The organism is Seonamhaeicola sp. S2-3 (assembly GCF_001971785.1).
Lineage (GTDB): Bacteria > Bacteroidota > Bacteroidia > Flavobacteriales > Flavobacteriaceae > Seonamhaeicola.
In genome coordinates, this window is record NZ_CP019389.1 from 1,516,156 (window position 1) to 1,528,962 (window position 12,807).

A 12,807-nucleotide genomic window follows, 5' to 3' on the forward strand; every position below is an offset into this window, starting at 1 on the left:
TAATGATTACAAGTATTTTTAGTAAATCTAAACCAATAAATTTTGTTATTGTTTTTTTTGTAATGCTTTTAGCTTTTATTTCAGCTAGAATTGGCATAGCAAAAGAATCAATAACATTACTCTTTATTTTAAAGCAATTGGCATTGCTTTTTACCTGTTATTTTTCACTACTGCTTTTAAATTTTATTGTTAGTAAGAATAGTTTAACTAAGCTTAATAATTACGAAATATTATTGTTTAGCTTATTTTTATTACTTATACCTGCAACTACCTTAAATGCAGATATTTTATTTTCAAATTTCTTCGTTTTACTGGGTTTAAGGCGTATAATGAGCTTACGTTCTCATAAAAGTGAAAAAACTAAACTATTTGATGCCGCATTTTGGATAGCCATTGCAGCCTTGTTTTACTTTTGGGCTATTTTGTTTTTTGTTTTAATTCTTTTAGCCTTGGCCTTATATTCTGATAATGATATTAGGCATTGGATTATACCATTTGTTGGGGTTGCAACTGTTTTTACAATTTCAGTGGGTGTTTCAATTATTCTTCACAACAACTATTTTGAAACTTTAAATATATCTACAGCATATAGTTATGATTTTAGTAGCTTTAATTCTTTACAATTTATTGTAGCCATAACACTTCTGTTATCTTTTGGTGTATGGTCTTCTGTGTTTTATTTACAAAACATTAAAAAGCAGAAAAAAGCTTATAGAACATCTTTTATAATTGTTATTCTTGCAGGGGTTGTTGCATTTTTTGTTGTTTTTCAAACACCTAATAAAACTGGTAGTGAGTTTCTGTTTTTATTTGCGCCATTATCAATAATAATAACAAATTATATTGAAACTATTAATGAGAAATGGTTTAAAGAAGTATTCTTGTATATTTTGTTAGTAGCTCCAATAACATTATTAGTGTTGCAGTTTTTCACCAAAAGCTAAATCGCCAGCATCTCCCAATCCTGGAATAATATAGCCTTTACTGTTTAAAGCGGGGTCTACAGCAGCAATCCATAAATGTGTATCATCATCAAAATAATTTGTTACAAAATCTACACCTTCTTGAGCGCCAATAACACTAGCTAAATGAATTTCTTTAGGAGTACCAAACGGTTTTAAAGCTTCAAAAGTTGCAACCATAGATTGTCCGGTTGCTAACATAGGGTCTGCCAAAATAAGGGTTTTGCCCTCTAAATCTGGGCAAGCTAAATATTCAACAATAATTTCAAAACTTTCAGGATTATCTTTATGATGTCTGTAAGCCGATATAAACGCATTTTCAGCTTTATCAAAGTAATTTAGTAACCCGTTATGTAAAGGGACACCAGCTCTTAAAATAGAGCATAGTACAATATCATTTTCTAATAAATTAACGTTACATTTTCCTAAAGGCGTTTCAACGGTGGTTACTTTGTAATCTAAAGATTTACTCATTTCATACCCAAGAATTTCTCCTATGCGTTCAATATTACGCCTAAAGCGCATAGCATCATTTTGAACATGAATATTTCGTATTTCAGAAAGAAAAGTATTTAAAATAGAATTTTGTTGGTTAATGTTGTGAACTTGCATAAACAGGATATTATTTCACAAGTAAAGTTATTAAATTAAAGTATATTTGTTCATTAAATTTTTAGAATATGTTTACCAAAAAAGCTAATAAAATATTTCAAGACGTTATTGAAGAATATCATAAAATTGATTCAGTAGATCAACCTTTTAAAAATGCTTATGATAAAACCGATTTAATAGAGCATTTATTATACAGAAAATGTTGGATTGACACCGTACAATGGCACTATGAAGACATTATTAGAGATCCACAAATAGATCCTGTTGCAGCCTTAAAACTAAAAAGACAAATTGATGCTTCTAACCAAGATAGAACCGATATGGTGGAGTACATTGATAGTTATTTTTTAGAAAAATATAAAGATGTAACACCAAAAGATAATGCCACAATAAACACCGAAAGTCCTGCGTGGGGAATAGACAGGCTATCTATTTTAGCATTAAAAATTTATCATATGAATGAAGAGGCTACTCGTACTGATGCCTCAGATGCACACAGAGAAGCTTGTCAAAAAAAATTAGATGTTTTGTTAGAGCAACGTGTAGATTTATCTACTGCCATTGACACACTTTTAAGCGATATTGAAAAGGGCGATAAATACATGAAAGTGTATAAGCAAATGAAAATGTATAATGATGATGAGCTAAATCCTGTACTTCGTTCTCAAAAGTAGTTAGCGTGTTACACATTGAACTTGCCAAAATGTTGTTTAACATGTTGTTTCAATAATTTACAAAATGACAAAGCCCAAGCACATACTTGTTATAAGACTCTCTGCTATGGGTGATGTTGCTATGACTGCTCCTGTTTTAAGAGCATTAATTACAAAATATCCCGAGCTTAAAATTACCGTTTTAACTCGGGATTTTTTTGCGCCTTTTTTTAGAGATTTACCTAATGTAAAGGTGTTTCCTGCAGCGGTAAAAACAAAACACAAAGGCGTTTTTGGGTTGTATAAACTTTCTAAAGAACTAAAAGCTTTAGAGATAGATGCTGTAGCCGATTTGCATAATGTTTTACGAAGCAACATTTTAAAAATATTCTTAAAAGGGTTTCCTTTTGTTCAAATTGATAAGGGAAGAGAGGAAAAGAAAAAACTAGTTTCAGGTACTTTTTTTAAAGCTTTAAAAACCACACACCAACGGTATGCCGATGTATTTAAAAAACTAGGTTTTGAGGTTGATTTATTAAATCCTAACTTTCCTAAAAAAGTGCCTCTATCAAATAAGTTACAGTTGCTTTTAGGAGATTCTTTTAAAAAGAAAATAGGCATTGCTCCTTTTGCAGCTCATGAAAGTAAAATGTATCCGCTTCATTTAATGGAAGAAGTAATTAGTGAACTTTCAAAGGAACATTTGGTTGTTTTATTTGGTGGTGGAAAAACAGAAACAGAAATTCTTAGTGGTATAGAAAACACATTTGATAACGTAGTTAACATAGCTGGGAAATTAACACTTAATGAAGAATTGGATGTTATTTCAAATCTAGATGTTATGTTGTCTATGGATTCTGGAAATGCCCATATTGCAGCCATGTTAGGCATAAAAACGGTAACCGTTTGGGGCGTAACACACCCATACGCTGGTTTTGCACCATTTAACCAACCAGAAGATTTTTGCTTGTTGGCAGATAGAACGCAATATCCAAAAATTCCAACATCGGTTTATGGAAACAAATTCCCTGAAGATTACAAAGATGCAGCAGGGAGTATTGCCCCAAAGACAATTATTAATAAGATTATTTCTGTAATTTAATATTTGTTTTAAACATCATCATAATCTACAATAATTGTTGGGGTTGTTGGTTGCGCTTGACAGGTAAGAATTAAACCTTCGGCAACTTCACTTTCGGTTAAAATATTGTTTTGTCTCATAGTGGCTTTACCTTCTTTTATTCTAGCTAAACAACTACTACAAATACCGCCTTGACAAGAGTAAGGAGCATCTAAATCTTCGTCTAGGGCAGCTTCAAGAATGGTTTGTTTTTGAGACATTTCAAAAGTGGCTTCTTCGTCATCAACAATAACAGTTATTTTTGTTTTTCCGTTGGCAACGTTAACATCGTTAATTTCATCGGGCTTTGCTGCTTTAAATAATTCAAAATGAATACGGTTTTCATCAATGCCATTTTCGGTTAAAACATCTTTAACAGTGTGTATCATAGCTTCTGGACCGCATAGGTAGCAAGCATCAACTTCAATATGTTTATACTTGTTTTTCATTACATAATTAACGGTGCTTTTTTCAATTCTACCAAAAATGGCGTTTTCTTCATCTTTTTGGCTAAATACAAACTGAATAGAGAATCGGTCTTTATATTGGTGTTGTAACTCAAGAAGTTCGTTTAAAAACATAGTGTCTTTGGTAGTTTTATTACCGTACACCAATATTACGTGGCTGTTAACTTCTTCTTCTAAAGCGCATTTTATAATGCTTAAAATGGGTGTAATACCACTGCCGGCAGCAAAAAGGGCAATGTTTTTTGTTTTTTTATCGTTAGGCTCAAAAACAAACCTACCGTTAGGGGTAGAAACTTCTAAAGTGTCTCCTACTTGTAACTCTTTATTTGCGTAAGCCGAAAATGTGCCATCAACAACTTCTTTAATAGCTACTTTTAGTTCACCACTTTTTGGAGATACACATAAAGAATAATCGCGTCTTACTTCATTACCGTTTATTGTTGTTTTTAAAGTAATGTATTGTCCCGCTTTAAAAGCAAAGGCGCTTTTTAAATTTTCGGGTAAATTAAAACTAATACTAACAGCTTTTTCTGTTTCTCTTTTTATATTTTTAATGCTAAGTTTATGGAATGAAGACATGTGTGTGTTTTTGACAAAAATAATGAAGCTTTAAGTTTTTGCCGAAAGTTTTTTAACTTACTTGTAACAAACCAGCTGTTTTTTTTACTAACAACCATAATTCAATTAGTGCAAATCTTTAAATTTTAAATAAAAATGAAAAAAGTATTATTTGTTTGTCTTATAATGTTGGCTTTTGCAACAAACTCTAATGCACAGGATGCCTCAGAATTTAAAACTAAAACCATTGAATTTATTAAATTAACCGGAGCAGCAACTGCTTTTGATAATGCCATAAAGCAATTGGGAGCTATGGTTTCTGAAGAAAATAAAGAAGCCTATTTTAAAGAAGCAAACGAAACATTAGTGGGTTTATACGATAAGATGGCGGAGTTATACATGAGTGAATTTACACAACCTGAAATTGACGAATTAATAAAATTTTACCATACCGATTTAGGTAAAAAACTAGCAGACAAACAATTAAAACTTACACAACGTGCCATGGCTTTTGGGCAATCTTGGGGAATAGAAGTACAAGGTATTGCAGCAAAATATAACTAAACCATGATAAAGCATTTTATAAATTTAGAATGGAAAGCCTTTTTTAGATCACCTTCTTTTAAAACCAACCTGTTTTTTAAAATTCTTTTAGGCTTTAGTGCACTATGGATGATTGTTTCATTTTTAAGCATGGGTGTTGGGGCTTATTTTTTAATAAAAAACCAGTTAAATACAGATCCTCTAGTTTTTCTTAATAACTACTTAATTTTTTATGTGGTGGGAGATTTATTGTTTAGGTATTTTCTTCAAAAGATGCCTATTGTAAACATAAGGCCATTGCTGTATTTACCCATAAAAAAAGGAAAAGTAATTCATTTTGCTTTAAACAAAACAGTGTTGTCTTTTTTTAATATTGTACATGCTTTCTTTTTTGTGCCATTTTCTGTGGTGTTACTCATTGAGGGATATCCGTTTTTAAATGTATTAGGTTGGCATTTAGCCTTAATGGCATTAATTTTTTGTAACAATTTTATTAATGTATTTGTTAATAGTAAAGATGGTGTTTTCTATACTGTTTTAGCAATTTTACTAATTTTTGGAGGCTTAAAATATTATGAAATTTTTGATATAACATTATACACAAAACCCGTTTTTCAAGCTTTTTATAATATTCAGTATACTGCGCTAATACCAATATTATTACTAGTATTTCTTTATAAAACAGCCTATAATTATTTTAAGAGTAATTTTTATTTAGATGGTGGTTTATCTAAAAAAATAGATATTGTTAAAAGTGAAGATTTTGCCTGGTTAAATAGATTTGGTAGTATTTCAACCTTTTTAAAGAATGATATTAGATTGATAAAAAGAAATAAACGCTCTAAAACAACCTTATTAATGAGCGCTTTATTTTTATTTTATGGGCTTTTGTTTTTTACAGACTCTATTGAAGCCTATAAAGGACCATTTTGGAGAATATTTGCAGGCATTTTTGTTTCAGGTGGATTCTTGTTTAGTTTTGGGCAATTTGTACCTAGTTGGGATAGCGCCTATTATCCGCTAATGATGAGCCAGAACATTAGATACAAAGAATATATTTCTTCTAAATGGTATTTAATGGTTATAGCTACGTTAGTTTCAACTATTTTATCGGCTTTCTATTTATATTTTGGGTGGCAAGCCTATGCAGCCGTAGTTGTGGGGGCTATTTATAACATAGGTGTAAATTCTCATATGGTACTTTGGGGAGGCGCATACATTAAAACCCCCATAGATTTAACCTCTAACAAAAAGGCGTTTGGAGATAAAAAATCGTTTAATGCAAAAACATTGCTACTAACCATTCCAAAACTTGTTTTACCTATGGTTATTTATGCTATTGGGCATTTTACTTTGGGCGAGGTGTTTGGGTTTGCCTTAGTGGCAATTTCAGGAATTGCTGGCTTACTATTTAAAAACAAAGTTTTTAACATTATTGAAAAAATATATAAATCTGAGAAGTACAAAACGCTTGCAGCTTATAAACAAAATGATTAAACATTATGATTACTACATCTAATCTTTCAAAAAAATATAATAATAATACGGTTTTAAATATTGAGTCTTTAGAGATTCCTAAAGGTCAAAGTTTTGGACTTGTTGGCAATAACGGCGCGGGTAAAACCACTTATTTTAGTTTATTGCTAGATTTAATTCAGCCTACAACAGGACACATTATAAATAATGAAGTTCAAGTAGATATAAGTGAAGATTGGAAACCCTTCACATCTGCCTTTATAGATGAAAGTTTTTTAATTGGTTACCTAACTCCCGAAGAGTACTTTTATTTTATTGGCGAATTACGCGGACAAAACAAAGCTGATGTTGATACTCACATAGCGCAATACAAGGATTTTTTTCATGGCGAAATTTTAAATCAGAAAAAATATTTAAGAGATTTAAGTAAAGGAAACCAGAAAAAAGCAGGTATAGTAGCTGCTTTAATAGGAAACCCAGAAGTAATCATTTTAGATGAACCTTTTGCTAATCTAGATCCAACAACTCAAATTAGGTTAAAAGGCATTGTTAAAGATTTAGCTAAAAAACAAGGTGTTACCGTTTTAATTTCAAGTCATGACTTACTGCATGTAACCGATGTTTGTGAACGTATAGTAGTATTAGAAAAAGGCGAAATTGTTAAAGACCTCATTACAAGTGATGCTACTTTAAAAGAACTTGAAGACCATTTTTCTGGATAGAATCCTTTAAAAGCCATTCTATTTTATAGCTATATTAGAAAAGATGTTTATTTTTACGTCTATATATAATAATAACTATACTTTTTAGTTATTTAATAGACTAAAAACCAGCACTTGAAAACATTGTATAAAGTCATATTTGCTTCGTTTTTTTCTGTTTTTTTAATTGTTAGTTGTTCTAGAAAAAAAGACAAATTTATTAACAGAAATTACCACGCTATTACTGCAGAGTATAATGCGCTATATAACGGATATAATGCCTTAGAACAAGGCAGAAATAACCTTAATCAAAATTATTTTGATGATTACTGGAATATCTTACCTATAGAGCGTATGCAAATATCAGATGAGGTTATACTTCCGGGGCAATCTAAAAATCAGGATTTCACAAGAGCCGAAGAAAAAGCGGTTAAAACCATTCAAAAACACAGTATGAATATTGAGGGGAAAGAAAGAAACCCTCAAATGGATGAAGCCTATTTACTTTTAGGTAAAGCGCGTTATTTTGATCAGCGTTTTATTCCTGCATTAGAAGCTTTTAATTACATACTATACAAATATCCAGCAAGTGATAAAATTAATCAAGCCAAAGTTTGGAGAGAAAAAACAAACATTCGTTTAGATAATAATGAACTTGCTATTAAAAATCTAAAACGCTTACTATTTCAAGAAGATTTAAAAGGTCAAGATTTAGCAGATGCCACCTCTATGTTGGCGCAGGCTTATATTAACACCAAATCTCTAGATAGTGCTATTACACAACTAGAAATTGCTTCAAACGCAACAAAAAGTAATGATGAACGCGGAAGGTATCGGTTTATTCAAGGACAACTTTATAATGAATTAGGATATAAAGACAGTGCTAATTACGCTTTTGACAGGGTTATAGAATTAAACCGAAAAACCCCTAGAATTTACATGATTAGCGCACACCTTGAAAAGATTAAAAACTTCGATTTTGAAAACGGTAATAAATTAGAAGCAACAGAATTACTTACAGAACTAGAAGAAAACAGAGAAAACCGCCCTTTTCTAGATAAAATTTATCATCAAATAGGCGTTTTTCATTTAAAAAATAAATCAGATTCTCTAGCAACCGCATATTTTAATAAATCATTACGAGAAAAATCAAGAGATAAAATCCTTATTGCAAGAAATTATGAAATTCTTGGTGATATGAATTTCAACAAATCCTTGTACAGAAATGCTGGTTTGTATTATGATAGCACTATGACAAATTTGGTTTTAAACTCAAAGCCATATAGAATTATAAAACGAAAGCGAGACAACTTAGAAGATGTTATTTATTATGAAGGTGTGGCTCAGGTAAATGATAGTATTTTACACTTAGTAAATTTATCAGAACCAGAAAGACTTGCTTATTTTGAAACATTTATTGATAAACTAAAGCAAAAAGCTGAAGAAGAAAAAGAAGCCCAAGAAAGACAAGAGGCACTAAAGCGTAATACAGGTTTAATAACCAGTAACAATTTAGTAAGAGGCTCTTCTACAGGAGGCACAGGGCAATCAACACTTTTTTATTTTTACAATCCAACAACGGTAGCTTATGGTAAAAATGAATTTATAAAAGTTTGGGGAGATAGAGCTTTAGAAGATAACTGGAGGTGGTCTAATAAAAGTAATTCTAGTGGAGCTAATGTTACAACAGCAAACAATGTTTTGGCAGCAGCAACTGAAGATGAATTATATAATCCAGATTTTTACATTTCTAAAATTCCTTCAGAACAAAAAGAAATTGATAGTATTTCAAAAGAAAGAAACTATGCTTACTATCAACTAGGATTAATTTATAAAGAGCAGTTTAAAGAACTTAACCTTGCCAAAGACAAGTTTCAGGAGTTGTTAAAAAGTAACCCAGAAGAGCGTTTGGTGTTGCCATCAAAATACAACCTTTATAAAATTTATGAAGCTTTGGGTGAAAATGATGAAGCTTTAATAGCCAAAGAAGAGATAATTAAAAATTACCCAGAATCTAGATATGCCACTATTTTAAGTAATCCAGAGTTAATTTCAGATAAAGACGAAAACAGTCCAGAACGTTTATACGAAGCTTTATATGTTAAACATGAAAATCAGGAATATGCTGAGGTAATTTCAAAATGCGAAGAATATATAAACACCTATGATGGCGAAGCCATTGTTTCAAAATTTGAACTTTTAAAAGCTACAGCCATTGGTCGTTTATATGGTTTTGAGGCTTACCAAAAAGCCATCAATCATGTAGCGGTAACTTATGCTAACACATCAGAAGGGGTGCAAGCTCAAAACATAGAAACTAACGTTTTACCAAAAATAGCCAATAAAGAATTTGTAGATGAAAACAGTGATATATCTGGCCATTACAAGGTTATCTACCAGTTTAATAACACAAAACTAGAAGCTATAAAAGAATTTCAAAAAACTCTAGATGAGGTGCTTAAAAACATTAAGTACTACCAGTTAACGTCGTCTATAGATGTATATAATCAAAACACTATCTTTGTGGTAGTACATGGTTTAAAAAATAGGCAAGTAGCCAAAACGTTTAATCAGCTTTTAAGTAAAGAGGATAAGAAAAAAATAAAAAAACCTTACTTTGCCATGGCATCAGCAAACTATCAAATAATTCAAATTCATAAAAACTTAGATACTTTTTTAAACGTGTATAATAATTAAACCGATTTTTATGTTTTCAGAAAAAAAAAAGAATAAAATGGTAGAAAATACACCACACCAAAACATTATAGCTCAAGGTACTAAATTTGTTGGCGATTTAAGTAGTGCTGGCGATTTTAGAATAGATGGTACCGTAGAGGGAAATATAAAAACCTCAGGAAAAATAGTTGTAGGTAAAGAAGGTTTTTTAAAAGGAACCTTGCAAGGAACCGACGCCTATTTTGAAGGTAAATTTTCTGGTAAATTAACATTATCTGGCACTTTAACATTAAAGGCATCAGCGTATATTGAAGGCGAAGTTATTGCTGGTAAATTAGCTGTTGAACCCGGCGCTACGTTTAATGTAACTTGTGTAATGAAGGGAACGGTTAAAGAAATGAATAATGGCGGGAAAAGAAAACCGGAAACCGAAAAAACAGCTTAAAAACGCAGCAATACTTTCTGGAGTCGCTATCCAAATGGGTGTTACTATTTACCTATTTGTACTTTTAGGTAAGTGGTTAGATTCTAAATACAACAACGGCGATAAACTTTTTATAATTATAACTACACTTGCTGGTGTTGGCGTGTCTCTATACGCCGTGGTTAAACAACTTAACCGATTAAATAATGACTAACCCTTTTTTTAGTTTTATAGTTAAAACCTCAGTACTATTTATAATAGCCTTTGCATTGCACTTAGGGGCGTTATATTTACTAAACAATGCGCTATTTAAAGACTATATAGTACTTTCTTATGTTGTAAATTTTGTACTTGTAATTTTGGTGTTTGGAACACTTTATCTGTTCAGAAATAAATACAAAAGTCAACTTGGTTTTTTGTTTTTAGCAGGAAGCGTTGTAAAATTTGCTGTTTTTTTTATTGTTTTTCAACCCCTTTTTAAACAAGATGACCTTATTTCTAAACTAGAATTTGCTTCGTTTTTTGTGCCTTATTTAACAGGTTTAATTATAGAAACTATAAGTCTAAGTAAATGGTTAAATAAATTAGATTAAACTACTTCATAACCCCTTGAAATACATCTGTTGAAATAAAAGGTAAAATAGTTTTTGTTTTTGAGATAAAAAGCTACCTTTGCACCGATTTTTAAGCCACTATTATTTAAAGTGATATGCGTAGAAAAATAGCTTTTAAGCCGATTACATTATTACTACTTTTAATAACCTTTGCGTCTTTTGCTAAAGAAGACAATCAACATGGTGAGCCTGAGGGCGATTTAAGAAGTGAAATCAAAGAATACATCCAGCACCACTTGCTAGATTCTTATGATTTTAATTTGTTTTCATATGAAAACGGAGAGAAACATTTTGGGTTTCCGTTACCTGTAATTCTTTGGGATGATGGTTTAAAAGTGTTTATGTCATCTAAGTTCCACCACGGAGAAGCCGTTGCTGAGGTTGGAGGGAATCATTATAAACTTTACCACAATAAAATATATAAAACAGATGCTGAAGGCACCATTAGTTATGATGCTGAACACCATCCAACAAATGCAAAACCGTTAGATTTTTCAATCACTAAAAACGTTGTTTTAATCGCCATGGTTTTTGCTATTATGTTTTTTATGTTTAGTAGAATGGCTAAATCATACCAAAAGAACAATGGTATGCCAAAAGGTATGGGGCGTTTTCTAGAGCCTATTGTGCTTTATGTAAGAGATGAAATTGCCATTCCTAATATAGGAGAAAAGAAATATAAAAAATACATGAGTTATTTGTTAACCGTATTTTTCTTTGTTTGGATAGTTAACTTATTTGGGTTAACACCAATAGGAATGAATGTAACAAATAACATAGCAGTAACCCTGTGTTTAGCTTTAATAACATATTTAATTACAACATTTTCTGGTAATAAAAATTATTGGAAACACATTTTCTGGATGCCTGGTGTACCAGTGCCTATGAAAATTATATTAGCTCCAATAGAGTTATTAGGTACGTTCATTAAACCTTTCGCGTTAATGATTCGTTTATATGCTAATATTACAGCGGGTCACGTGGTATTAATGAGTATTATTGGTATGATGTTTATTTTTAACAATTGGTTAGGAAGCTCATTATCATTTTTATTAGCCTTTGTTTTAGGTATTTTAGAGTTGCTAGTGGCGGCTTTACAAGCATATATTTTTACAGTATTATCGGCACTTTATTTTGGAATGGCAGTAGAAGACCATGACCATCACTAAGCGCGTTTTTAATTTGAATGTTTAATTTTTAAATATATATATTTATGGAAATTCCAGCTATCGTAGGAGCAGGTTTAGTAGTAATTGGAGCAGGAATCGGAATCGGTAAGATTGGTGGTTCAGCTATGGAAGCAATTGCACGTCAACCAGAAGCTACTGGTAAAATTCAAACGGCTATGCTTATTGCAGCAGCTTTAATTGAAGGTATTGGATTTGCTGCATTATTTGCAGTGTAAAACAAAAACAAAGAAACAGCTATAACGGTTGGTTATAGCTGTTCTTTTTAAATTAAACAAAAAGTTTTTTTAGAAATATAAATTATTATGGAAGAATTATTTGGAGGCTTTTCTTTAGGATTGTTTTTTTGGCAAGCTGTACTTTTTTTAGCATTAGTGTTTTTGTTAAAAAAGTTTGCATGGAAACCAATTTTAGATTCTGTAAACAATAGAGAAGAAGGTATAAAAAACGCTCTTGAAGCAGCAGAAAATGCTAAAAAAGAGATGGAAAATCTTCAAGCTGATAACGAAAAGTTATTAAAAGAAGCTAGAGCAGAACGTGAAGCTATGTTGAAGGAAGCTAGAGACATCAAAAACAAGATGATTGAAGATGCTAAGGATGAAGCTAAAGAAGCAGCCGCAAAATTAATGACTCAAGCTCAAGAGGCTATTCAAACCGAAAAGAAAGCTGCTATTTCAGAGTTAAAATCTCAAGTAGCAAACTTATCTATTGAGATAGCTGAAAAAGTAGTTCGTGATGAATTATCTAACAAAGACAAACAAGAAAAATTGGTTGAGTCTATGTTAGGTGAAGCAACTTTAAACTAATAATTATA

15 protein-coding genes are annotated in these 12,807 nt (G+C 31.2%); 13 read left to right on the forward strand and 2 right to left on the reverse strand.

The genetic code is table 11. The annotated features are described in order from the left end of the window. The first annotated feature begins 2 nt into the window (after positions 1–2). A complete protein-coding gene (locus BWZ22_RS07050) occupies positions 3–944 on the forward strand; it encodes a DUF6427 family protein (RefSeq protein ID WP_076698936.1) in 942 nt (313 codons plus the stop codon). Here the strand turns inward: BWZ22_RS07050 and upp are convergent. After that, positions 915–1,574 carry a uracil phosphoribosyltransferase gene (gene upp / locus BWZ22_RS07055; RefSeq protein WP_076698937.1) on the reverse strand — a complete coding sequence of 220 codons (660 nt, stop codon included), beginning with the start codon at positions 1,572–1,574 and terminating at the stop codon, positions 915–917. The two genes, BWZ22_RS07050 and upp, sit on opposite strands and share 30 nt — an antisense overlap. 68 nt (positions 1,575–1,642) lie before the next feature. Between upp and BWZ22_RS07060 the strand changes: the two genes are divergently transcribed. Then, complete coding sequence (locus BWZ22_RS07060) at positions 1,643–2,248, forward strand: DUF4254 domain-containing protein (RefSeq protein ID WP_076698939.1); 606 nt, start codon at positions 1,643–1,645, stop codon at positions 2,246–2,248. Positions 2,249–2,312: 64 nt separating this feature from the next. Next, entirely contained in the window at positions 2,313–3,329 is a 1,017-nt protein-coding gene (locus BWZ22_RS07065; protein ID WP_076698940.1) for a glycosyltransferase family 9 protein, read from the forward strand. A gap of 8 nt (positions 3,330–3,337) precedes the next feature. On the opposite strand, the gene BWZ22_RS07070 is transcribed toward BWZ22_RS07065, so the two are convergent. Then, complete coding sequence (locus BWZ22_RS07070) at positions 3,338–4,393, reverse strand: ferredoxin--NADP reductase (protein ID WP_076698942.1); 1,056 nt, start codon at positions 4,391–4,393, stop codon at positions 3,338–3,340. A 135-nt stretch (positions 4,394–4,528) separates the two neighbouring features. On the opposite strand from BWZ22_RS07070, the gene BWZ22_RS07075 reads away from it, so the two are divergent. The 10 genes from BWZ22_RS07075 (at position 4,529) to BWZ22_RS07120 (ending at position 12,799) form a co-directional block, all read left to right on the forward strand. Continuing rightward, on the forward strand, positions 4,529–4,936 hold the full coding sequence (locus tag BWZ22_RS07075) for a DUF2059 domain-containing protein (RefSeq protein ID WP_083692225.1): 408 nt from the start codon (positions 4,529–4,531) through the stop codon (positions 4,934–4,936). Between the two features lie 3 nt (positions 4,937–4,939). Continuing rightward, complete coding sequence (locus BWZ22_RS07080; protein WP_076698945.1) at positions 4,940–6,412, forward strand: DUF5687 family protein; 1,473 nt, start codon at positions 4,940–4,942, stop codon at positions 6,410–6,412. A 5-nt stretch (positions 6,413–6,417) separates the two neighbouring features. Next, on the forward strand, positions 6,418–7,113 hold the full coding sequence (locus BWZ22_RS07085; RefSeq protein WP_076698946.1) for an ABC transporter ATP-binding protein: 696 nt from the start codon (positions 6,418–6,420) through the stop codon (positions 7,111–7,113). Positions 7,114–7,227: 114 nt separating this feature from the next. Then, positions 7,228–9,789 carry a tetratricopeptide repeat protein gene (locus tag BWZ22_RS07090; RefSeq protein WP_076698948.1) on the forward strand — a complete coding sequence of 854 codons (2,562 nt, stop codon included), beginning with the start codon at positions 7,228–7,230 and terminating at the stop codon, positions 9,787–9,789. Between the two features lie 10 nt (positions 9,790–9,799). Beyond that, positions 9,800–10,213 (forward strand): polymer-forming cytoskeletal protein, encoded by a 414-nt coding sequence (locus BWZ22_RS07095; protein ID WP_076698949.1) that lies wholly within the window; start codon positions 9,800–9,802, stop codon positions 10,211–10,213. Then, entirely contained in the window at positions 10,173–10,406 is a 234-nt protein-coding gene (locus BWZ22_RS07100) for an AtpZ/AtpI family protein (protein WP_076698950.1), read from the forward strand. Before BWZ22_RS07095 ends, BWZ22_RS07100 begins: the two co-directional genes overlap by 41 nt. After that, the gene (locus BWZ22_RS07105; protein ID WP_076698951.1) at positions 10,399–10,785 is read left to right on the forward strand and encodes a hypothetical protein; all 387 of its coding nucleotides are present in this window, start codon (positions 10,399–10,401) and stop codon (positions 10,783–10,785) included. The genes BWZ22_RS07100 and BWZ22_RS07105 overlap by 8 nt, the downstream gene beginning before the upstream one ends. Positions 10,786–10,901: 116 nt before the next feature. Beyond that, positions 10,902–11,975, forward strand: a complete 1,074-nt coding sequence (atpB, locus tag BWZ22_RS07110) for a F0F1 ATP synthase subunit A (protein WP_076698952.1) — start codon at positions 10,902–10,904, stop codon at positions 11,973–11,975. Between the two features lie 44 nt (positions 11,976–12,019). Further along, a complete protein-coding gene (atpE, locus tag BWZ22_RS07115; protein ID WP_076698954.1) occupies positions 12,020–12,211 on the forward strand; it encodes an ATP synthase F0 subunit C in 192 nt (63 codons plus the stop codon). A gap of 87 nt (positions 12,212–12,298) precedes the next feature. Further along, complete coding sequence (locus BWZ22_RS07120; protein ID WP_076698955.1) at positions 12,299–12,799, forward strand: F0F1 ATP synthase subunit B; 501 nt, start codon at positions 12,299–12,301, stop codon at positions 12,797–12,799. Positions 12,800–12,807 lie beyond the last annotated feature (8 nt).

Bases quoted from the DNA above. Each gene is read 5' to 3' on its own strand.
- BWZ22_RS07050 (WP_076698936.1), top strand. From the start codon at position 3: ATGATTACAAGTATTTTTAGTAAATCTAAACCAATAAATTTTGTTATT.
- upp (WP_076698937.1), bottom strand. From the start codon at position 1,574: ATGCAAGTTCACAACATTAACCAACAAAATTCTATTTTAAATACTTTT.
- BWZ22_RS07060 (WP_076698939.1), top strand. From the start codon at position 1,643: ATGTTTACCAAAAAAGCTAATAAAATATTTCAAGACGTTATTGAAGAA.
- BWZ22_RS07065 (WP_076698940.1), top strand. From the start codon at position 2,313: ATGACAAAGCCCAAGCACATACTTGTTATAAGACTCTCTGCTATGGGT.
- BWZ22_RS07070 (WP_076698942.1), bottom strand. From the start codon at position 4,393: ATGTCTTCATTCCATAAACTTAGCATTAAAAATATAAAAAGAGAAACA.
- BWZ22_RS07075 (WP_083692225.1), top strand. From the start codon at position 4,529: ATGAAAAAAGTATTATTTGTTTGTCTTATAATGTTGGCTTTTGCAACA.
- BWZ22_RS07080 (WP_076698945.1), top strand. From the start codon at position 4,940: ATGATAAAGCATTTTATAAATTTAGAATGGAAAGCCTTTTTTAGATCA.
- BWZ22_RS07085 (WP_076698946.1), top strand. From the start codon at position 6,418: ATGATTACTACATCTAATCTTTCAAAAAAATATAATAATAATACGGTT.
- BWZ22_RS07095 (WP_076698949.1), top strand. From the start codon at position 9,800: ATGTTTTCAGAAAAAAAAAAGAATAAAATGGTAGAAAATACACCACAC.
- BWZ22_RS07100 (WP_076698950.1), top strand. From the start codon at position 10,173: ATGGCGGGAAAAGAAAACCGGAAACCGAAAAAACAGCTTAAAAACGCA.
- BWZ22_RS07105 (WP_076698951.1), top strand. From the start codon at position 10,399: ATGACTAACCCTTTTTTTAGTTTTATAGTTAAAACCTCAGTACTATTT.
- atpB (WP_076698952.1), top strand. From the start codon at position 10,902: ATGCGTAGAAAAATAGCTTTTAAGCCGATTACATTATTACTACTTTTA.
- atpE (WP_076698954.1), top strand. From the start codon at position 12,020: ATGGAAATTCCAGCTATCGTAGGAGCAGGTTTAGTAGTAATTGGAGCA.
- BWZ22_RS07120 (WP_076698955.1), top strand. From the start codon at position 12,299: ATGGAAGAATTATTTGGAGGCTTTTCTTTAGGATTGTTTTTTTGGCAA.